This is a genomic window from Dictyobacter halimunensis (assembly GCF_036245075.1).
Genome location: NZ_BSRI01000001.1, coordinates 1240645 through 1263044, shown reverse-complemented (window position 1 = coordinate 1263044; position 22400 = coordinate 1240645). Strand labels below are relative to the sequence as shown.

The following is a 22400-nucleotide window of genomic DNA, read 5'->3' as shown; positions in this document are numbered from 1 at the left end:
CGGTAGCTGTAAATGACATTACTCTGTGTCATAGTTCTGTGATAATGTGATGTCGTGATGAAAATCGCTCTCCTGGCTTCTCATCGGCTTTGAGGGTAGAAAAGAACGTTTGTTTTACGGCACAGCGTTATCGTAACCGTACGACATAAAGCGATATCATTTACCCCTCATAAATCATATGATGAGGATTGGTCCCAGCAACGAGTTCACAGATACAACAGGGACCTTCTTGCGATTGCTTGATGTAGGCTTCAACATCAAATGGTTGCTTCTCACCCATGCAGGACCTCCTGAATGGGTCATAAACTGCCTTGTCACGTGGCTCCATTGTACCTGCCTCAGCCATTTCTTGCAAGAGAGACGAAGCTGAGATGCTCCCAGGTGAACCGCTTGCTGTCTCGTGGGTGTCCGACGCACTCGTCAGGCCAGGCCAACTGGCAAAGGTTTCTGGGATACCGAACAGCTTGAGCGTGAACTGACCAGTTTACGGTTTGCGAGCGTTACGTGCAAGCCGCTCCTCCCATGACAAGCGAGCATGGGCTCGCTGTGCTCACGAGAGGATCGGAGGGGAGACGGTCGGAGTGGGAGGCACATCTGCTCCCATCTGGATGTCCAGGCTGCTTCGATGGAGACGTAGACAGGCGTGCCGCTGGTGTCACCGGTGCCAGTCCCGCCAAAGCAGCGGAGCCGATCCCACCGCAAGAGGATGGAACAGATACATTTTTCATCCTCCTCACTGGCCTGACGGACTTTTCTCCACTGCATAATGGAGCCATACCATCCCTCCCTCGAGGGATTCCATACTGATGAGGCGTAACGATTGACCTTCAGCAGGCCGTTCATTGGCTTTTCCGAGGTAATTGAAAATGCTCGGCACACCCGCAAGGCCGTCAATACCGGGATAGACCAGCAGGCTGATTTCATTGATCAATCCGGCTTTCAGGAATAAGCCATTCGTCATGCCGCCGCCCTCAAGAAGAAGAGTCTTGATACCGAAAGTGTCACCAAGAACATCCATCGCATACTGCAGATCTCCACTTTGGAAGCCATTACCCTCATTGTTCCTCTTCGAGGTGGTAAAGAGATAGGAAATGCCATCATGATAAAGCTCAGCGAGGTAATCGTCCGACACGTTCTCACTGAGAATAGCGATGATGTGATCACCATCGGCGTGATCCTGCCCGTAATGGAGCTTCCCCTGGAGATCGATGACCACCGCGACATCGCGCCCGTTACGATTGCCAATAAACGGCTCGCGCAGGTCAATCATCGGTTTTTCGACCTTGCGGACAGTGCCCTGGGCATAATCCTCCATCGTAGTACGTCCAACTATCCAGCCGTCGGCATGAAATCGCTGGGAAATCTGGTTGTAGTATCCGCTCAAAAGCTTCCCATCAATTCCATCGGCAGGTGTGGTCCACCGATCAACCAACAGGCGACCGTCAACTGAACTGACCATATGGCAAATGATTTTAGGCTGCATACTGACCCCTTTGCTGCTTATGTTGCACTTTTTCTATCTTAACTGTTCCACGATACAATCATCAACGCTGATACTCAGGCTTGCTATTGCACGTTACAATCGTGCTAGCCGCAATCGGATGGAATTTCTTGGCACAATAGAGACGAGGCTCAATACTAAGAAGAGCAATCCACCTAAGACGAAGTACTGTGTGCCTATTCCGGATAGAAGCAATCCGCAGACCGTTGTGCCAATGGTTGTCCCTATGTTCGCGGATGTTAAAAACAATCCATTCGCCAGATCAGGAGCCTCTGGAGCTGCAGACGTAATCCAATATTGATTAATATTACCTGCCGCACCAGCTAATATGCCCCAAACCAATGTAATGAGAGCCATAGGTATAGTGAACTGTCCCAGGAAGAAGAAGAGGATGTACACTGCTCCTAATGCGAAAGGAAAAGACGCAACGAACCTGATGGCATTTTTACTCAGTATCTTCCCGGCGATCATGTTGCCGAGAATGTTTGCCACACCATAGATGAGTAATACGAAACTAATGGTATGCCCCGGAATATGTGTAATGGCCCCAAGATACTCAGCAAGGTAACTAAAAACTCCGAATACTGCGGCATTGATACAAATGACAGCGGCCATGGAAAGCCAGGTAATGGATTTTTTTAAGACGCGTAATTGCGCTCCATACGAACTTCTTTCATGAACAGGCAAGGACGGCACAAAGAGGATGGTCGCCATAAATGCGAGAGCAGTCACGAGAGCGAAAAAGAGCATCGCTATTCCAAACGAAGTGGCACCCGCAATCAAGCTTGTGACCGGGACCCCAAGGACCATACCTGCAGATACTCCCATCATGACCTTAGAGACGGCCTTGGGAGCGTCTTCCTCGCGCACTGAAGTAGCTGCTACCGTGAACGCCAGGGAACAATAAATTGGATGAAACAAGGCTGGAATCACACGAGCAATTACTACAACGATAAAGTTTGAGGTGAATGCTGAAACAATGTTGCCGATAAGGAAAATTCCAAGAACCAGTAGCATAACCTGCTTGCGATTGATACCTGAGAATACTAATGGCAGAATTGGACCAGAGATAGCAACAGTCAGTGCGAAGAGGCTTACGAGCAGTCCTGCTTCAGATATACTGATATGAAATTGGGTAGCAGCTAAAGGCAACAGCCCGATGACTCCCATTTCGGTATTGATGATGGCAAAAACCCCTAGCGTTAATATAGGGACAAGCATATTGTTTTGTTTTGTTATCAAGATATATCTCCTCCATTGTTAGAATATTATGCAATAGGAAAGGGGCGCTGACAGGAGAGGAAAGGAACTTTTCAGGCGGTTTGGTGAGGAAAGCGCTGCGTCCGCCCAGGCGTTAAGGCGAAGGGAGAGGGGGCGGCGGGTGCCGCACCCATACCCGGTAACACGCGGGAATCATGAGCCACACGGATGATTGCACCAGCGAACTCAGAGGGAAACGTGCCATTGCTGCAATGGATACACGGCGGCGTCCACGCACATGTTTTCTACATCGTCCCTACTTTGACCAGCGATTTAATCGCGCGGCGCTCGTCCATCGCAGCATAAGCGTCGGCAATATGATCAAGATCGGTGGTGAAATCAAAGATGCGGCCAGGATGAATCTTGCCCGCGAGAACTGCATCCAGCAATTGAGTCATATAGGCACGAACTGGAGCGGGACCACCGCGCATCCCAACATTGCGATAGAAGGTCCCCTCGGCGGGAATCTCTACATTGTGAGGCATCCCAACGCGACCAACAATGGCACCGGGGCGCGCAATGGCAAAGGCCGTCTGGTTCGCTTCGCTCGTACCAACGCACTCAAGCACCGCGTCCACACCGATGCCATCCGTCAAATCCATGATGGATTTGATCGCAGCGTCGCCACGACCCTCGACAATATCAGTTGCACCAAACTCACGAGCAAGCGCCTGGCGCTCAGCGTGGCGACTCATCGCGATAATGCGTTTGGCGCCGAGGAGTTTGGCGGACAACACTGCAGATAAGCCAACCGCACCGTCGCCAACCACCGCCACAGTGTCACCTTGTTTCACCTCAGCCGATATGGCCGCATGATAACCAGTCCCCATCACGTCTGAAAGGGCCAGGAGCGATGCCAGTGTTTCCTCCGAAAACTCGGAACCAGGAACAACGACAAGGGTACCGTCAGCCTGGGGGACACGTGTAAACTCTGCCTGCCCACCATCGCCTTCGATCCCTTGACCAAAGAAACCGCCGTGAGTGCAGGCCGTGTGGAAACCGGCCTGGCAGTTGGGGCATGTGCCGTCGCTAAAGGCAAACGGGGCAATCACAAAATCGCCCTTGTGGATCGTTTTCACGTCTGAGCCGATCTCCTCAACCACACCAATGAACTCATGGCCGATTGACCCCTCTGCATGGTCCATAAGACCTCGGTAATACCAGAGATCAGATCCGCACACACAGGCCCGTACAACATGTATGATGGCATCGGTTTGTTCTTGAATAGCTGGTTTTGGGCGTTCACCTACTTCGATCTGACCTTTCCCCTTAAAAATTGCTGCTTTCATAATAACTCTATCTCCTTTTCACCAGTCGAAAACCAGAATGTTACGTACGTCATAACCCCTCTTTTTCTTGCTCAGCAACTCCCGATATTCAGAATTACTATGGATGTCAGCATTACCGGACATACTCTATGAGCGTCTCTCCTCTCCCATCAAGTCTTCCTCAGAGGGCCTCTGCTGGTTATTATAGACGCACCTTCGCACTGAGTGATAGAATTATTAGCGTAAATAATTGAAGAATTCTGCAAATTGTCCCCAATGGCGATGGAGCAATGAGGAAAGGGGTATTCATAACTATGATGATCGACCAGCAGTCAGAACGCGAGCCCGTGCCCCTGAAGGCCCAGCGCAAGGAACTGGTGGAGCGGATCGCGCGGGCCGTGCGCGAGGATGGGACCGTACAGCCGCTCGAGGGGATGTACCTTACCCGCTCCTCCTCACTTACGGAGCCGCTTCCCGGTGTGTTTGAGCCGTCCGTGTGCGTGATTGCGCAGGGCAGCAAACAAATCCTTTTTGGTGATAGTCGCTACCAGTACGATCCCTTGCATTACCTGCTTGTCACGATGGAACTCCCCCACATCAGTCATGTCCTGGAAGCGTCGAAAGAGCAACCCTACTTCAGCCTTCGCCTCTCTCTGCCCCCCAGCCTCGTTAGCTCGGTCATGCTTGAGTCCAGTCAGGCCTCTCCGAGAGATCATGCCGGTGTAAGGGCTATCGATGTCAGCCCGGTGGATGGGAATCTGCTCAACGCATTCGTGCGGCTCTTGGGCCTTCTGGATGCCCCTACCGAAGTGCCATTCCTCCAGCCGCTGATTATACGGGAAATTATCTATCGCCTGCTGATGGGTGAGCAGGGAAACCGGCTCCGCCACCTGGCAATCGTAGGGGGCCACACATCCTCCATTGCCAGGGCGGTTGAACGACTCCGGCAAAACTTCGATCAGCCCCTGCACGTCGAGAAACTCGCGCGCGAGTTAGGCATGAGTGTCTCTGGGTTCCATCACCACTTCAAAACCGTCACAGCCATGAGCCCCACACAATTCCAGAAGCGGATGCGGCTGCAGGAGGCCCGGCGCCTGATGCTAAGCGAAGACCTCGACGCGGCGAGTGTCGCCTATCGGGTGGGGTATAATGATGCTTCTCACTTCAATCGTGAGTACAAAAGCCTTTTCGGCGCTCCACCCTTACGCGATGTACAACGCCTACGGGATGAGGCACTACAAAACGCTGAATAAATCAGCACCGCTGCAGTGCAAAGTCACAAGTTACGATGACCAGGAACTGTGATGTCGCCAACAGTACATCCCTTCGGGACATGGCGTGAAGAAATGCTGGGTGAGATCGGGTCGCTGATTGAGCTAGTGGTGTGCCAACTGAGAGGCATGGTGTCGGTCGCGTGCGTAGACAAAGCAGTATTCATCGCTGCCCCCTTGTTCTTCCACGTGCTCCCCCATTTCCGCACCATTGATCGACTGCGCGGATAGGGGTCGATTTCCTGAGCGACGTTCCTTGGCGGCTCGTCTCCAGACCGTTTGAGTGGCGCATCGGATGAGCCACGTCTATTTCAGTCGTTTTGCACACATTGAGAGGACAAAAGCATGCACATTCCGCAGGAAAAGGATGTTCTTGACCAACTGGTGGCCTGGGGTACGGCCCATTCATTGATCCGTGCCATGATCCTGACGAGCACCCGTACCAGGCCGGAAGGGCCAGTGGACCTGCTTTCCGATTATGATCTGATTCTGGCTGTGAGCGATGTGAAGCCGTTTGCCTTTGATACTGCCTGGGTCTGCGAGTATGATCAGCCGATGGTCCGTTGGAGTGACCAGGGCACGAGGTATGATCTGGCAACATACTTTCGGGGCGTGATCTATCAGAACGGCGTCAAAATTGATTACGGTATCTGGCCAGTGGAGGTGCTGGATCGCATCACCTCTGATTCCCACCTGCCTGACGAGCTCGATGCAGGCTATCGGGTCCTGCTCGACAAGGAGCAGCGAACGGTCGGATGGCAATTGCCATCCTATCGGGCGTATATCCCTGCTCGACCGACACGAGTAGAGTACGAAGCGCTCGTTGAGGAGTTCTGGTGGGGGGCGACCTACGTGGCCAAGAGCCTCTGGCGCGATGATCTCGCCTTCACGAAATGGATGCTGGACCAGGACCTCAAGATCGTCACGCTGCGACGGATGCTCGAATGGTCCATTGAGATGGATCATGACTGGTCTGTCAAACCGGGGGTGTTTGGGCGCGGGCTCAAGCAATTGCTGCCAGCGGAAATCTGGTCGGAGTTTGCCAGCACATATGTTCCACTGGAGAGTGAGGCAACCTGGGAGGCCTTTGATCGCCTGATCGTGCTCTTCCGCAAGGTCGCGTTGTCCGTGGGCAACCGGCTGGGCTATCCCTACCCTCAACACGTAGATAACCAGGTGAGCGCCTATCTCCAGGAGATTCGTGAGATGTCATTGCGCGATCACAATCACAACGGTCTCTAAAGCATCTCCCTTATTGTATCTCATCTGGCACGAGGAATTTTTCGGGCTGGCTTCTTTTCCCTTCACGAGGGACCTCACTGCTAATGAACTCACGATGGCAGTGTATTTCTGCGGGCTAATTCTGGTTCTGCAACAGGACATCGTTGATAAGGCACACTCTCGCCAGTTGCAGTGCGTGTGTTGCTCTCCTGACAGGTAGAAGGCATCTCACACGGGTAGCAGAGGGAGCACGATAGAGAACACACTTCCCTGTCCCTGCTGGCTCTGCACTTCCAGTCGCCCCCCGTGCTGCTCAACGATCATGCGGACCAGGTAGAGACCCAATCCCAATCCTGTCTGAGACCCTGTTTGTACCTGGATCTCTGGAACACGATAAAATGGCTCTGTCAGGCGAGAAAGGTGTTCTGCTGCAATCCCTACACCGTGATCTTGGATTGCGATGACGGCCTGCTTCCCTTCCTGCCACACCCGAACCATCACGGGAGCTCCCTGTGGTGAATATTTGTAGGCATTGGAAAGCACATTGAGGAGTACCTGGCTTATACGTTGCCTGTCGATATCTCCTTCGAGCGGTTCATCAACGATCTCTGCGAGGGGAGCAGTTTTCACACCCTCGCGAAATTCGGCGAGCACCTGCCGGCACACCTCAACCAGGTCACACCGAGTGCGCTGCAAATCAAAGTGCTGCGCCTGCAAGTGATGCGTATCTTGTAAGTCCTGCACCAACCGTTCAAAGCGAGCAAGGGAGCGATTGATGCCGCCAACGATGTGGCGCCCCTTTTCCAGGCTCTCTGGCTGTTGAAGGTACAGATCCAGCAACTGGATACGGCCTTTTAAGCTCGTGAGAGGTGACGCGAGCTCATGGGCGACCAGGCGCAGGAGCGCATCTTTAGCCGCATGTGCTGCGACCAACTCTTGCGTGCGCTGCTCAACTTGCTGTTCCAGGGAGCGTTGGTGCTCCTGGATTTGCCGTCGCAACTGTCGCGTCTGCAGCGCACGCTGCAAGGCCCCAAGAAAATCATCGCGATCAATGGGTTTGAGGATGTAGTCGTACGCTCCACTGCGAAGAGCGAGCATCGCCAGATCGTGGTCTCCATGGCCGGTAATTAAAAGCACAGGTGTTTCGGGGGTGCGTTGCCGTATCTTCTCTAAAAGTTCGAGCCCATCCATGCCAGGCATCAAAATATCACTGATAATGGCATCATATTCCTGTTCTTGCAGCAACTCAAGTGCCTTGGACGGCTGGGATGCCGTCTGGACTGCAAGTTCACGCATGCGTATGGAGAGCATCGCTGACAGAGCCTGTAGTTGCGCAGGATCATCGTCAACTAGTAAGATGTGTGCTGTCTGCATTCGAGCCATCTCCTCCTCATTGGTGTTGGTCTGGTTCATTGCCTCTGGTTCGGCAACAGGTGAACATGTTTCTCCTTGCTTCCTGGCATCTTTGTGTGTATGGCTGATGGGCAAATCAGGAACCCGATCGTATCTCTCATTGCCGTCTCTGGCCGTATGCATCTCCTGTTTTTCCTTAGTATATCCTATCAAGCTCCTGATCTGATATGGGTGCGACCGTTGAACACTGCAGTGAACACCTGGTAGGGAAGGATTTCTCCGCTGGACTGGGGCTTGCACGCCAGCATGTGCTTTCCTCCTGTTGTGTGTGTCAATGTGGCGATGCGTCGCCATAGATGTGCGCGAAGGGCGAGTGTGAGAGGAGGAAGTGGGAAAGGATGTGCCTGGTCGGCCAGATGGATGGTGGCTGGATGGCTCTGGCTCAGGGGTATCGAGAGAGACCCTTATCATTTTGTTGCGAGCTACTGTATCAACGGGTTGGGGGTGTTGCGTTCTTGTGCGGCAACCGTGATAGGGCGTGCTGTGCCAGTTGGCTATAGTGTTCTTGGAGCTGTTTGAGCTCCTGTTCCGTGAGATTTTCGCTGTCTAAGATGGTGTTGTCTGCCTGTTTGAGGGCCCGAATCAATTCATCTAATTTGACCTGCATGGCTTCACTATCACGATTCTGCGTATTTTGAATGAGGAATACCATGAGAAAGGTGATAATGGTGGTTCCTGTATTGATAAAGAGTTGCCAGGTATCGCTGAAATGGAAGATGGGTCCACAGATGAGCCACACGACGATAATCAGCGCTGCTATGCCAAAGGCCAGAGGATGCCCAAGCATCCGCGACATGAGACGTGCAAAACGAGAGAAGAGAGATGTCTTGTTCATCGTTGTTTCCTTTACACGTATTTTTAAGAGAAGCGCGCCCATCTCAAACATGCCGTATCTTCATCGTAGGTGCAGGTACGGCAAAACGCGGTGCCGCGATACGCAGGAACATCCAGAACACCTTGTCGCTCTGCGCTGCCGACAACCTGTTCTTCCTAATCTTGCTGGGTGTCGTGTTCCATGTCGTTGCTTCTGGTTGGATGGAGAAACAGAGACCACGCCAACCATACTGGATGAGTGCAAGTCGAGCGTCTCTGTGTATGCATCTTCCTCCCTTCGCTGTAGTGGGTGGGGCGATCCATCCACGGTATCGATGTACCTCTGCTTACTATAGAAAGTATACACTCGCTCACAACACGGGTTCATGGAGTGACGCCTGGGAGGAGGTGGGCAGATAGCCTATCGTATTCATTATCGAGAAGGAGAAGGCATATGACATTCTTTGCGCGGGGTATGTTGGTAGAAAAAACAGCGACTACGGTCAGGCGTATGAATTGCTGTTTCGCTTTGCCGATGATCGTATTATTACCCATCAACGAGAGCGGCGTCACGTTTCTTGTTCATACGCCCCCTGAATGCGTCATTTCTCAAGGTGATAGCTAGGCATCTCCCGTTATCTCCGTCTTCTTCAAATCGCGCAAGAGCCGCTCGAAGGCTCGTTGATATTCCTGCGAGTAAAAACGTGCCTTTTTGCATATGCTCCCGGTCCAAGGCTGCATTCACTTCTTCCTCGACCCAACGACTCCCGATGGCATGTTCGGAGAGGACAATGAGGAGCTTGTCATTGTTCTGTATCGCCTCATAGATTTTGTCGCGGAGCTTGTCACCGGTTTTGAGATCATGAGGGGCAAACCAGCAGGGAACACCGCTGCTTTGAAGATCTGTATACAGCTTCTCGGCAAACGCTTGATCTTCGGTTGCGTAACTCAAAACGCAGGAATGATACTCGGAAGACGTGTGTTGCTGCTGCAGAAGGATAGGTGCTGGCGATGGCAAGGCATGCTGTTGTTGCTTTGGTTGTCTCGGGAGGGAGGCCGATGTCTCCCGGCTCGCTGCCGCACGGTCACCCCTAGTTGTGTTTTTTCGTTCAGATCACACCGATAGGCCACCTGTAGAAACGTGCTTCGCGTACGTTGAACATGCAGGAGATAGGAACCTCCTCCATAGAGTCTACCAGGTCTGTATGGGATCAAATGGCTTTGTCTGTTCTGGAGGCAATAGCAGGTGTTGCGTACACACCGCGCGATAGCGATCATGCGGACGCAACCCTTCGGGCAGAAGATCAGGTAAGGTCTCCATGTCAAATGCTCTGTTGTCACGGACATCATAGATTTGACTATTGCGGGCGACACGCCCGCATTTTGGATCACGTTCACCATTTACTGGATATGCGCACCTGGCTGTACAAACGACCACTTTTGCGCCATATCTCCGGGCATCTACCACCAGGCCAAACTGATTGCCGCTTGCTCCTTGATCAAGTCCTGCCGCATACACTCGCTCAATACCAGCCGAAGCCCACCATCCCATGATTTCACGATAGAGACCTGCTATTGGCCGCCTTTGATGATCAAAGCCAAACATGAACCACTCTTCCAGAAAAAGCGTCTTGATGCCGCGCAGCACAAGCTCTTTAACCGGAATATCAGCAAGCGATTCGACCGTTGTACAATTTGGAGTGAGAGCCGCGTTTTCACTCACGACATAGCCACGAGGAGCGATAACCACGTCTCGAACATCTACTCCCGGCCTGTATGCCTCATAAGGAATACCGAGGTGAGTAAGTTCACCCATCTTGCCATAGAGCCGCGTCGTTTTACCAGCACCCATAGGCCCGGTATAAACGGTTATTTCCGGCAATACCATCATCATTGATAAGAACCTGACTAGTCACAATTCAGAGCTTTCGCATCTGTTATCTGCAAAATCGCGAAATTTTTACAGTATACCCATAAGAAAATGTAGCTCTACGAATGTTGCGATCCGTCAGGCTGCCTTTTTCTCCATGATAAACGTCACTACTGATCAAAACCCGCACGCGTAGTATAGCACCTCAAAGATGAAATGCCTACCTGTGCTGACTCCTTCGGTTATCCTTTCTCACACATGTCAATCTTTGTTCACAGCAAGTAAAATAGTAGAACATGGACAATCCAGAAGTAGCAGGATGAACGTATTAAACGAGCGCCTACTCTTTTCGGACGTACACTGAAATCGCCTACTTGTTTCGGAGCTCGTATTGAATATTTCGGAGTTTTCAAAAGCCAATGGTTAATCCACCATCGACGGTAATGATCTGCCCGGTAATGTAGGTAGCATCGCGCCCGGCAAGAAAACATGCGACACCTGCTATCTCTTCAGGTTGTGCCGCCCGCTTGAGGGGAAGGTGGTGCCCATCGATGTAGTTCTGGCGAAACCATTCGCTCTGCAATTCGTTCACGCCATCGATGACACTCATCGGCGTATCGACGAAGCCAGGCGCGATGGCGTTGACCAGGATGTTGCGCGGCGCGAGTTCGAGAGCGAGCGCACGGCAGTAGTGGTTGATGGCGCTCTTGGCCAGCGCGTAGGCGCTGCTGCGGTTCTCGACCCTTTCTCCATGAATCGATGTGACATGGATGATCCGACTGCCATCGGGCATCAATGGGACTGCGAGCCTGGTCATCGCGATGGCTCCGTTGAGCATGATGTCGAGCGGTTTACGCCACTCCTCCAATGGGGAATCAATGACTGCGGCTGCCATGGAGACACCGGCACAATTGACCAGCGCATCGACGTGCCCCCATTCCGCCTGGAGTGCCGCTAGCAGGCGCTCTGCTGTCTCAGGATGATCATAAGAGCCGGCGCATACGATATGATGTCCTGGTGCGAGTTCTGCTCGCACCTGTTGTAGCCTCTCTTCACGCCGCGCCGTCAGACAGACATCCCATCCCTCCTGCGCAAAGCGCTGTGCCGTTGCTCTACCGATGCCAGATGAAGCGCCGGTCACGATGACCTTCTGACGACTTTTGCTCATGGTGTTTTCTCCGTCATCCTTTCTTCTCCTTGAGCCGCCGCATGAACATGAACAAATTCTATTGATAGAAAGATGTTTGTATCCATTGGGGGCACTTTGCTGTATATGCCACCGTGGGCAGGGCCAATCCGCTGCCCCTACCGAATTCCCCGTTTGGTTGATATATGAGCGGTTCCATTCGTGTGTTCGATCCAATCGGGATGAGACATGTCATCCTCTTCCGTTCGATCCGAACAAGCGTGTCGAACAAACGGACATGCTCCTTTTTGCACCATCACAACCGGCATTCCGTAGGGGGAGCGGCCTGGTCCTGGCCGCCGATGGCTCGTTCCTATGCACCGTCCCTGAGTGGGACCTGTGCATAGCGACGCAATACCTCTTCGTTTAAGTGGATACCCAGGCCGGGTGCCTGTGGTACACAGAGGGTGCCATCCGCCTCCAGTTGGAATGGCTCGGCCAGCAGATCACGTGCGAGCGGGCTTTCGCTGACGGTGAACTCGGTGAGTTGTCCATGGGGCATACTGGCAACGTAGTGTAGTGAAGCTGCCACCAGGATGCCGGTTGAGAACGCATGTGGGACGCAGAGGATATTGCGGTCATAGCTGTATTGTGCCAATCGTATGGCCGGCGTCAGGCCGCCCGCCCGCGCAAGATCGGGCTGCACGACGTCGATATGTCCCTGCTCGATGAGATCAACAAATCCCTGGAATGTTGTCTCCTGCTCTCCGGCGGCAATTCGTGTGTCGACACTATCGGCGAGCCTGGCATACCCGGTCAGGTCACCGGGTGGCAGGGGTTCTTCGAGCCAGAACAGATCGAACTCTTCAAAGCGCCGTATCATTTTTCTTGCCTGGGTAGCGTTCCAGACCAATCCGATGTCGAGCATCAGGTCATGCTCGCCGGCCCCAGCCCGTGCCGCCCGCACCAGTTCAACATCCAGACGCTCCGAGACGCGTCCCAGGGGTCCCCACCCCAGTTTGACCGCCGTATATCCCTGGTCGACAAGCTGCTTTACCTGGGCGTATGCCTTCTCGGGCGTTTCGGGCATGATCGCACTGGCATAGGCACGTACGCGGTCTCGGTAACGGCCACCCAGGAACTTATGGATCGGCTGCTTCGTCGCCTGCCCTACGATATCCCACAGGGCTATATCCACGCCCGCGATCGCCTGGAGGGCCGCCCCTGCACGCCCAAAGTAGATTGTTCCCTCAACCATTTTATGCCAGAGCATCTGCACGTCAAATGGGTCCTGTCCGAGCAGGATTGTGCGCAGGCCGCGAGCCAGGGAATGGCTGGGAGGAGCATCGATAATGGCTTTGGCGACCATCGGGGAGGAGTCCACCTCACCCAGGCCGATGAAGCCTTCGTCAGTATACACACGGATAATCAGTGCATCCTGCGTTCCATCACAACGAGCATCATCTATGTTCGGTAGGCGCAATGGGATCGCTTCAACATCGGTAATTTTCACTGGTTTTCCTCTCCATCCACTAGATGATAGGTCCAGAGGGTTGCGGCATCACGTGCTAGGCCGACTGTCAGCCCGTGGATTAGTTGCTGGCCTCTGACCGTTTGCGAACCGGACTGGTGATACAGGTCTGTGATCCGGTAGCTGCGCGTTTCGTCGATCTCACGTACGTGCAGGCTGACCTGTTCTTCCGGTGAGGCGGAACGCCATAGCGCAAGGACGCCGCTGCCGGTTTCCGGGTCGTGCAGCTGCCATCCTTCCCAGGCGCACAGATCGTCTGTATCGGGTGTGAGCTGATAGAAATGGCCGCTCCTGTACGCGTCGGTCGCACGATGAAGGGCCAGGTGATGGCGCAAACTGGTACGAAATTGCCCGGTCCAGTTGTCGATCGGCTCACTGACGCCAAATGAACTTCCCTCCAATACCTGCCAGGCAGCGTCATCATACTCCCGTCGTTGAAAGGGGCCATAGATCATATTGAGTCGTTCGGTTGGGAGGAAGGTTCCCATGCGGCCAAGGATACGCCGGATGCAATCCGGGTTTGTATACTGGTCGTTGGCGAAATTGACGTGCGCGCGGCTAAACAATGCCCAGTCTAAGCGGTTGCCACCACTGGCGCAATTTTCGATGGTCAGTTCAGGGAACGTACTGCGTAACCAGTCGAACGTTTCCCACAGGCCATTGATGTGTCCCAGGTGAGCCAGTCCGCCATCATTGGCCTGTTGCCAGTAAGGAAGCGGGTCTATATTGAAATCCCATTTCAGCCAGCGTAATCCCAGCCGCTGAACCAGGTCGGCGATAAATGTACGGAAATAGGCGCGTACGTCTGGCAAGGCGAAATTGACCAGCGCATGCTCACGACCGGGAACACGCAGGAGCCATTCAGGATGTTGCGTGGCCAGTTCAGTGGTGTGGTATGCACGTTCAGGCTCGAACCAGAGCCCCATCTCCATGCCCCGTTGGCGGACACGTTCGGCCACGACCTCCAGACCACGCGGGAACTTTGTCTCATCGACACGCCAGTTGCCTACGCCGCTGTAGAAGTCATTGGGAGGGCTGGGATACCAGCCGGCATCCAGCATAAAATAGTGCAGTCCGTTGCCCGCTACCTGTTCGACCGCATCGAGCAGGCGTGTCTCATCCACGTTTGCGTCCATGGCCGTCCAGGTATTGAAGTGTGACAGATCTGATGATGGCAACGCGGGCATATGAGAACGGAGCCAGGAGCGGAGCGCGTTATAGCCCACGGCAGCATCTCCCTCGTACAGACCCAGGGCCATGGCGGGACCCTGTAGTGTGGTTCCCGACGGTAGGCGTAGATCGCAGGGTTCAATCTGGATCGTAAGATGCAGGTCCGAGGTGCCTCGTGGTTTTACAAAGCGCGCTTGCCAGTTCCCGCTCCAGCCGAGGGCAACCCAGAGGCCACCACTATCATCAGCCGTCGTGATCAACATATAAGGCATGTACTGATCACTGGAACGTCCGCCATGTGTTCCGATCGTAAAGGTACCATCCTGGTAAAAAGCGGTCGTCCGTGGATAGAGCACATGGCGTTCTGGCGTAATCGCATCGGGCGGGAAAAACGACTGCTGCGCGCCCCCGCGCCAGGTGTGAATGACCAGGTCGGGCGCTAACGAGCCATCGAGCGCGATGTGCAGTGGGCGAAAATTATGGACACGAGGTCCTGGCTGCTCCCCGGTCTGCGCCATCTGCATCTGCCAGACCAGCGCGTGCCGGGCCGGGTCCGGCTCAACATCTACAGTGAGTGCCAGATCCTGGGCATGTGTTGCGCGCAGCCGCTGCGAACCGGTCAGGGCTTCAGAGACGAGGGGAAGCGTTGCAAGCTCCCCCTCGTCAATGCCAATGTTCATCATCGGTGCGCGCTGAAGTGCCGATCCAAGTGGTGACGCGCTTGTATCCAGGTACATCTGAAGCGCCAGGGCCGCCTGGTTTTGTGGTGTATCAGCCATCAGCTATTCTCCTGATTGATCGTTGCTATCCGTGAAAGTGAGCGAGCGCCTTCTTGAGTTGACCTTGAACGTCAGTTTGCAGCGTTTGTAGCGCCTGCTGTGGAGTTACCTTTCCACGACGAGCAAGGTCAAATTCAGTGTCGCGCTGGCTGGCATAGTACAGATCGACCGGACTTCCCTGGTCATAATAGACGTTCGGTCCGCTGAGTAATTTCGCGAAGATGGAGTAGTCACTACGATAGGGCTCTTTCAGAACGGTTGGCTGTACATTAATGTCGGCCTTACGGGCAGAGCTATCGCCTTCTTGTGTTACCCAGCTATGGACGCCCGTTGTCGCGTTCCACTCAATAAACTTCCAGGCCTGGTCGGGATGCTTGGAACCGGTCGGGATGGCGAGCATATTGCCGTCAACAGATCCATTGATGTAGGGGTGTGACGCATCGGGTCGGGGTATACCGAAGGATGCCACACCAAAGTTGAGATTTGGCTCGTACTGCTGCAGCGATGACAGGTAATATGATTCCCCAACCCACATGGCTACTTTCTGTCCAAGGAAACTCGTATTGCCACTAAAAGAACTGTTGAAACGTTGCAGCTTGTCATAGCCACCGAACTCCTTGGCCCAATTGACCTCCCACTGCAAACCCGCCACATTGCCAGGTTGTGTCATGGTGGGCTGCCCGCTCTGGTAATCCCACATCTGACCGCCATCTGCCCACATTGGCCATTCAGCCGCCGAAGTCGAACCAATCCAGGGCGCGAAGCCAAGCTGAGAAATGTTGCCTTTGTTATCGTACTTCGTCAGTTTCTTCGAATACGTCTCCAGATCGGACCATGTTGTCGGTGGCTTGTTGGGATCGAGTCCAGCCGCTTTAAAGAGATCCTTGTTCCAAAATAGCGCAAAGGAGTCGAACACGTAGGGAATACAGTAGACATGCCCCTTATACGTGCACGCTGACCACGTTCCAGGCCAGAAGTCCGACTGCTTGATCACTTTCGAGTTTTTAATGTAGTTGTCCAGCGGCATGAGCGCACCCTGTACTGCCAGCTGGATCGGACCGCTTGGCACCATATACACATCGGGTGGGTTTCCGGCTGAGACGGAGGCCAGGAACTTACTGGTGTCGCCCTGGGCCTGGGGCGTGACCGTAAAGCCAGGCTTGGTCTGATTGAATGTTTTGACCAGGTTATTCTGAATGCCACCGTAGAATTTGTCCGGCCACAGATGCCAGTAGGTGAGTTTCGCGTTCGCGTCGCTGCTGGTTGAACTTCCGCATCCTGCCAGGAGTGTAGCAGACAGCGTGACAAAGACAAGGAAGAGTTCACAGAGTGCAAACGCACTGAAACGACGGTGAGTATGCGGTATGTGCATTAAAGAGAGCTCCTTCCGTGCAGCAGAGGATGTCAATCAACGGCATCCAATAAAGCTAGCGGTGTATCAAATACGTACATGTATCTATCGACAAGAGGTCCGGGATGTGCTCAAGGAGCATTACCCCTTGGACCCGGTCATAGTAATGCCCTGCACAAAATATTTTTGTGCGACGAAGAAGAGGACAACCATTGGGAGCGTCATTAAGAACGCCGCTGCCATCATCAGTTCATAATGGGCTCCATGCCATTGTGACCCCTGGAACGCCTGTAGGCCTAGTGCCAGCGTATACTTCGATTGATCGTCCAGATAGATCAACGGTCCGATGAAGTTATTCCAATCCGATGTGAAGGTAAAGATCGCCACAACCAGGAGCGCTGGCTTCGCCAGCGGCAGCACAATTTGCCAGAAGACGCGCACATGGCTGGCACCATCGACAAATGCGGCCTCGCTCAGCTCATTTGGAATGGTCAGGAAGAACTGCCGTAGCAGAAAGACATAAAATGGGCTTGCCGTAAGATCGGGAAGGATCAATGGTTTAAATGAGTTGAGCCATCCAAGCCACTTGAAGATCAGATAGGTTGGGATCATCGTGACGGGGAATGGGATCATCATCGTTGCCAGCATCAGGATAAAGACCACCTCGCGGCCACGCCAGCGTAAGCGGGCGAATGCGTATGCTGATATCGCCGAAGTTGCGACGACGAGAATGGTATCGCTAATGCAATAGAACACCGTATTCCCCAGGAACGTCCAGAAAGGGAAGTCCTGGAGCGCCTGCGGGTAATTGCCCCAGGCGATAGGATTCGGGATCCACTGTATGGGAATCGTAAAGACATCACTGGGTAATTTGAGTGACGTGCTTACCATCCAGGCCATAGGGAAAAGCAGAATGCAGCTCAGGATGATCAATGCCACGAGTGACAAGACGCGTATCACCTGTTCTTGCTCTAAAAAGGGACGTTTGCGATCGCTCCGTCTGATTGATAGTGTCCGAATACTCATCGATCTCTCCTTATTTAGGCTGTCCTGCTTCGTAGTAGACCCAGCGCCTGGACGTCGTTGTGACGATAAGTGTGAGTATCAGAATAACGATAAATAGGATAATACTCATGGCTGATGCGTATCCCATCTGGAAATCCCGGAACGCCGTCTGGTAGAGATACACCACATACATCAGAATGCTATTTGCCGGGCCACCCCCATTCCCTCCAAAGATATAGGGCTCATTGAAGGTCTGCAGCGTTCCGATGACGCCTAAGACCAGGTTAAAGAAGAGCGTAGGTGTGACCAGTCGAATGGTAATGAAGCGGAAGCAGGCGATGCGCCCGGCTCCATCGATACGGGCTGCCTCATAAAGCGCTTCGGGGATATCGTGGAGCCCGGCCAGAAAAATGATGGCTGCGGGACCAATGCCCCATAAACTCATTAGTATCAGGGAGGGTTTGGTCCAGGCGGGATTATTGATCCAGTCCGGTCCTGTAATCCCAATACTGCCCAACAGATTATTCAGTACACCGTACTGCGGGTTCAGAATCCAGAGCCATAGGATGGTTGCGGCCACGCTCGGTATGACAGAAGGCAGGTAGACCAGCGCGCGGAAAAAGCCGATGGTGCGTAATTTTTGTTTGAGGAGAACGGCGAGCCCCAGCGCACAGATCAAGTTGAGCGGAATGACCACGGCGCTATAGATCAGTGTATTCTTCAGGCTGAGCCAGAAGAGCGGATCTGCAAACAGATCATGATAGTTCTGCAGGCCGGTCCAATATGGTGGCTGGATGATATTATAATCGGTAAAACTGTAGTAGAAGCTTGCCAGAAATGGATAGGCGGCGAGGGTAATGATGCCGATAATAATTGGTGAGGCAAAAAGATAGCCTATCAATTCTTCACGACGTTCTCGCCGACTGCGCTGCCTCTTGCGTCGCATTCGTTGCGATCTGGTGGGTTGCTGCCCGGACGCTTGTTCAGAGATGGTATGCATAGAGCACCCCTCCTTTGTGCATTGCATGTCGCCTATGGGTGATCGTACCCAGACTCTCCCTTGAGTTCATGCCTTTGGTATTCCTCCCTCTGGTCGCGTGTATGATTTTTTTTGCTTCTCCTCTCCCATCATTCCGGTTGACATGTGCAATGGAACATGTCAACATTATGTCCTGTTATCAGGACGACCATATGTTCTTCCATGTGAATATATGGATGACGCCGCTACCTGTGATTCAACCCATGTTTTGTTGCAGGTGATGACGCTCAACCTTCGTCGCTGGTGAGCTCATGTTGCAGTTTCCGGACCTCCTCACGACTGGTCTCCATATGCAGTTGCATCGCTGCGCGTGCCGCCTCTGGATCGTGTGCGGCGATCGCGGCGCGAATGCGTTGGTGCTCATCGATCGATCGTGATCTGGCTTCGGCAATGCGTGTTCCGCGTAGCATCAGGGTCAGAATGGGACCTAGCAGTGGTTGCAGGACGAGCGCCAGCACTGGATTGCCCGCGCTGGCGGCGAGGGCGCGATGAAATCTCATGTCCGCAGCACTAAACGCTACTGGATCGTGTTGTGTGTCTACCATCCGTGCCAGCGTTGCGTCGAGCGTCTGAAGGTCGGACTCGCTATGACGTGTAGCAGCCAGCGCGCTGATCTCGGCTTCGATGATTGCGCGCGTCTCTACAACGTGTAGCAGGTCAGCCTGTCCGCTACGAATAAGGGCCGCAATGGGTTCAGCAACATGCCACTGATCCGGTGCCGTGACAAAAGAACCAGCCCCATGTCGTATCTCTACCAGCCCGTTGACACTCAGTGTTTTGAGTGCCTCGCGAATCACGACGGAACTGACATCGAATTGTTCGGCCAGTTTGCGCGCCGATGGTAATGCCTGACCGGTGATAATCTCCCCTTCAATGATCATTTCACGCAAATGTTGCGCGACTTGATCACTCAAGCTCTGGCGCGATACCTCAATCACAGTGTGCCCTTTCTCTCAGAATTGATATAGTGATCACATCACTTTATCACATTATCAGTATAATGTGATTTTCTCGGTTCTGTCAAGCCTCTGCGATAAATTGCGTTGCGAGATAAAGCCTGTTGCTGCCAGTCTGGTGTTGGCACTATTTATTGTGTTGTGTGTCACAACCATGGCAGCGGCCCGGCCGCCTGCGGGACAGATGATCCTATTGGCAACGGCTATATCCATTAAAAGCTAAGCGGACGAACCAATAGGTGATGTTGGCGAAAAAATCAAGAGGGCTGCGTGGGCGAGAAAAGCGGGCTGTCCAACTCTCATCTTTGAGCACTCTACGAAAACGGGTCAAGTCCACCATATATTGGTCGTTAGTGTCGCAGAAGGTGGAGATAGTGTTTAGATCTGCTCCATATTTATACTGCATCCATCGATATCTCAATGCTGTAATATGTAAACAATCTCACAAAGAATATTGACGCCCCCATATATACTACGGATGTGTTAATATTTTTTGTTTTTAGAGAGAATGCAACTGTTTCCAAAAAGGGATGAAAAAAGGATCAACAATCGGCAAAACGCCACGCTTTCTGGTTCCTTGACAAGGGAGAACATTTGCTCTATACTGAGGTGAATATCAGGCAGGAGAACGAGCAAAAATGCATGATTCGCGCCCATAAGATCAGGTTGCATCCCACTTCAGAACAGGCCAACTCCTTGGCACGCGCCGCAGGAGTGGCCCGCTTCGTGTGGAATTGGGCGTTGTCCGAGTGGAATCGGCGCTATGACGTTGGGGAGAAACCGACCGCTCTCACGCTCAAGAAGCACTTTAACGCGATCCGACGGGAGCAATTCCCCTGGACCTGGGAGGTGACCAAGAACGCTTCTGACCAACCCATTCTCGATCTGGGCAAAGCCTTTACCGCCTTCTTCACCGGCAAGGCTCGCCGCCCGAAGTTCAAGAGCAAGAAACGCAGCAAGCCGAGCTTCTATCTCTCCAACGACCAATTTACGCTCGGGGATCATCGTCTTTGGGTTCCCAAGCTCGGATGGGTCAATATGGCCGAGAATCTTCGCTTTCAGGGGAAGATTCTCGGTGCACGCATCACCGGGACCGCCGACTGGTGGTTCGTGAGTATCCAGGTCGAATTGCCTGACAAGATCCCTGAGAAGAAAGCGGCAGCGGTGGGCATTGATGTCGGATTGAACCGCCTGGCAACCTTAAGTACGGGAGAGCAAGTCGAGAACCAAGCCTTTCTCACAACCGCACTGGGGAAACTGCGCCAAGCCAACAAACGCCTGCATCGGAGAAAACCGGGGTCGAAGAATCGGGAAAAAGCGCGTAGGCAGGTAGCACGTTTGCACTACCAGGTTGTGTGCTTGCGCCAGGATGTCCTGCAGAAGCTTTCGACCAGGCTGGTGGACTGTTATGGCCTCATCGGGGTCGAGAACCTGCATCTCAAGGGGCTACTCAAAAACCGACGGCTGGCCTGCGCGTTCTCTGACGCCGCGCTCGGCACGCTAGTGCGCCTGCTGGAAAGCAAGGCCTCCCAACGAGGCGGACAGGTGATCAAGGTCGACCGTTTCTTTCCTTCCAGTAAGACCTGCCACTGCTGTGGGTGGACGTGGGAGCAGATGACCCTCAAAGATCGCATCTTTGTGTGCCAGAATCCCTGCTGCCCCTATGTTCACTTTCCCCAGGATCGCGACCACAATGCTGGTCAGAATGTCCTACGAGAAGCCCTGCGCTTGATCGGGCTCGTTGATCAAGCCGTCTCCGGTACTGGCTCGGACGAAGACGAAAACTTGGCTGTGGACGCGGGGTAAGACCAAAAGGGCCACCTGGTCTTGAGGCGCCTACGGATGAAGCAGCAACAACGAAAGACGCGGGAAAGCGATGCGTGCATACGTTTTCCTACATTAATCGGAGCAGAATGCATGATAATACAAAAACAGGGCCTCATTGAGAGCCGTGGTCTCGACGCTACAACATTAACTGAAATCGAAGAACTCGCCCGTATCTGCAATCAGCATGAGGGGCTCGACCTTAAGATTAATCTGAATGTGCTGCACAAACGTCCTGAAGATCAACTCAGCGATTTCCTCTATTACGCCGATGAGCAACTGGTTGGCTTCCTCCCACTCTTCAGCTTTAATGGACAGGAAGGTGAGCTCTGTGGCATGGTTCATCCCGAGTACCGCCGCCGTGGCATCTTTCGCACACTCTTCAATGCCGCCTGTCAGGAAGCACGTCGCCGCAAATTACCATCGCTCCTGCTGATCGCAGAACAGGCCTCGCCCGCCGGTCAGGCCTTTATTCGCCAGTATGCTACGACCTATGATCATAGCGAATATAAGATGATCCTGACCGAATTCCACGCACCTGAAAATTTCAAAGAGGATCTCCTTTTCCGACCAGCGACAGTCTATGACCTGCCAGCAATGTCCACGATTACCGCCGAAGCCTTCGGCATTCCAGGTGAAGAGGTCGACTGGTATACACCGGAGAGCCTGACACAACCGGATCATCGCTACTATATTGGAGAGATGAACGGGACGGTGATCGGCAAAATCGATGTGCATCACGCAAAAGATAGCAGCTCAATCCTTGGCTTCGCCGTTGTTGCGGAACAGCGTGGCAAAGGGTATGGACGCCATATCCTGGCCCGCACCGTCCAGGAAATCATCAAGGGTGGTCAGCAAAACATCTGGTTGGAAGTGGTTACAGAGAACAAAAACGCACTCTCCCTCTATCAGTCCGTTGGCTTCCAGGAGACCGGAAGCTACGACTACTCTCGCCTCTCACTATCCAATTAACGCTTACGCAAAATTGGAGAATGGGAAACG

At 53.3% G+C, this 22400-nt stretch carries 19 protein-coding genes; 5 read left to right on the top strand and 14 right to left on the bottom strand.

The window, feature by feature from the left end; translation table 11 throughout:
- Window positions 1–733: 733 nt before the first annotated feature.
- The 3 genes from AABA21_RS05075 to AABA21_RS05065 all read right to left on the bottom strand — a co-directional run bounded on the left by AABA21_RS05075 (window position 734) and on the right by AABA21_RS05065 (window position 4050).
- Window positions 734–1483 (bottom strand): dihydrofolate reductase family protein, encoded by a 750-nt coding sequence (locus tag AABA21_RS05075; protein WP_338247907.1) that lies wholly within the window; start codon window positions 1481–1483, stop codon window positions 734–736.
- 93 nt (window positions 1484–1576) lie between these two features.
- On the bottom strand, window positions 1577–2740 hold the full coding sequence (locus AABA21_RS05070) for an MFS transporter (RefSeq protein ID WP_420917134.1): 1164 nt from the start codon (window positions 2738–2740) through the stop codon (window positions 1577–1579).
- Between the two features lie 266 nt (window positions 2741–3006).
- Window positions 3007–4050: a zinc-dependent alcohol dehydrogenase family protein gene (locus AABA21_RS05065; protein WP_338247905.1), complete on the bottom strand. Its 1044-nt coding sequence runs from the start codon at window positions 4048–4050 to the stop codon at window positions 3007–3009.
- Window positions 4051–4346: 296 nt separating this feature from the next.
- Here AABA21_RS05065 and AABA21_RS05060 point away from each other — a divergent pair, with 296 nt between their 5' ends.
- From AABA21_RS05060 to AABA21_RS05050, 3 genes are all read left to right on the top strand, one after another.
- Window positions 4347–5282 (top strand): AraC family transcriptional regulator, encoded by a 936-nt coding sequence (locus tag AABA21_RS05060; protein ID WP_420917133.1) that lies wholly within the window; start codon window positions 4347–4349, stop codon window positions 5280–5282.
- 51 nt (window positions 5283–5333) lie between these two features.
- Window positions 5334–5531: a hypothetical protein gene (locus AABA21_RS05055; RefSeq protein WP_338247903.1), complete on the top strand. Its 198-nt coding sequence runs from the start codon at window positions 5334–5336 to the stop codon at window positions 5529–5531.
- Between the two features lie 114 nt (window positions 5532–5645).
- Entirely contained in the window at window positions 5646–6542 is an 897-nt protein-coding gene (locus AABA21_RS05050; RefSeq protein ID WP_338247902.1) for an aminoglycoside 6-adenylyltransferase, read from the top strand.
- A 207-nt stretch (window positions 6543–6749) separates the two neighbouring features.
- Here the strand turns inward: AABA21_RS05050 and AABA21_RS05045 are convergent, their stop codons facing one another.
- From AABA21_RS05045 to AABA21_RS04995, 11 genes are all read right to left on the bottom strand, one after another.
- The gene (locus tag AABA21_RS05045; protein WP_338247901.1) at window positions 6750–8057 is read right to left on the bottom strand and encodes an ATP-binding response regulator; all 1308 of its coding nucleotides are present in this window, start codon (window positions 8055–8057) and stop codon (window positions 6750–6752) included.
- Between the two features lie 307 nt (window positions 8058–8364).
- Window positions 8365–8769, bottom strand: coding sequence for a low affinity iron permease family protein (locus AABA21_RS05040; protein ID WP_338247900.1), 405 nt, complete (start codon window positions 8767–8769; stop codon window positions 8365–8367).
- Between the two features lie 525 nt (window positions 8770–9294).
- Window positions 9295–9699, bottom strand: a complete 405-nt coding sequence (locus AABA21_RS05035) for a toll/interleukin-1 receptor domain-containing protein (RefSeq protein WP_338247899.1) — start codon at window positions 9697–9699, stop codon at window positions 9295–9297.
- A 240-nt stretch (window positions 9700–9939) separates the two neighbouring features.
- Entirely contained in the window at window positions 9940–10641 is a 702-nt protein-coding gene (locus AABA21_RS05030; protein WP_338247898.1) for a hypothetical protein, read from the bottom strand.
- A 385-nt stretch (window positions 10642–11026) separates the two neighbouring features.
- Window positions 11027–11785, bottom strand: a complete 759-nt coding sequence (locus tag AABA21_RS05025) for an SDR family NAD(P)-dependent oxidoreductase (RefSeq protein WP_338247897.1) — start codon at window positions 11783–11785, stop codon at window positions 11027–11029.
- A gap of 331 nt (window positions 11786–12116) precedes the next feature.
- On the bottom strand, window positions 12117–13256 hold the full coding sequence (locus AABA21_RS05020) for a mandelate racemase/muconate lactonizing enzyme family protein (protein WP_338247896.1): 1140 nt from the start codon (window positions 13254–13256) through the stop codon (window positions 12117–12119).
- Window positions 13253–15223, bottom strand: coding sequence for an alpha-galactosidase (locus AABA21_RS05015; protein ID WP_338247895.1), 1971 nt, complete (start codon window positions 15221–15223; stop codon window positions 13253–13255). The genes AABA21_RS05020 and AABA21_RS05015 overlap by 4 nt, the downstream gene beginning before the upstream one ends.
- 25 nt (window positions 15224–15248) lie before the next feature.
- Window positions 15249–16595, bottom strand: coding sequence for an ABC transporter substrate-binding protein (locus tag AABA21_RS05010; protein WP_338247894.1), 1347 nt, complete (start codon window positions 16593–16595; stop codon window positions 15249–15251).
- A 120-nt stretch (window positions 16596–16715) separates the two neighbouring features.
- Window positions 16716–17600, bottom strand: a complete 885-nt coding sequence (locus tag AABA21_RS05005; RefSeq protein ID WP_338247893.1) for a carbohydrate ABC transporter permease — start codon at window positions 17598–17600, stop codon at window positions 16716–16718.
- 10 nt (window positions 17601–17610) lie between these two features.
- Window positions 17611–18579 carry a carbohydrate ABC transporter permease gene (locus tag AABA21_RS05000; RefSeq protein WP_338247892.1) on the bottom strand — a complete coding sequence of 323 codons (969 nt, stop codon included), beginning with the start codon at window positions 18577–18579 and terminating at the stop codon, window positions 17611–17613.
- A 266-nt stretch (window positions 18580–18845) separates the two neighbouring features.
- Entirely contained in the window at window positions 18846–19556 is a 711-nt protein-coding gene (locus AABA21_RS04995; protein WP_338247891.1) for a FadR/GntR family transcriptional regulator, read from the bottom strand.
- A gap of 660 nt (window positions 19557–20216) precedes the next feature.
- Here AABA21_RS04995 and AABA21_RS04990 point away from each other — a divergent pair.
- Both AABA21_RS04990 and AABA21_RS04985 read left to right on the top strand, forming a co-directional pair.
- Complete coding sequence (locus AABA21_RS04990; RefSeq protein WP_338251000.1) at window positions 20217–21380, top strand: RNA-guided endonuclease InsQ/TnpB family protein; 1164 nt, start codon at window positions 20217–20219, stop codon at window positions 21378–21380.
- 111 nt (window positions 21381–21491) lie between these two features.
- Window positions 21492–22370 (top strand): GNAT family N-acetyltransferase, encoded by an 879-nt coding sequence (locus AABA21_RS04985; protein ID WP_338247890.1) that lies wholly within the window; start codon window positions 21492–21494, stop codon window positions 22368–22370.
- Window positions 22371–22400: the final 30 nt, after the last annotated feature.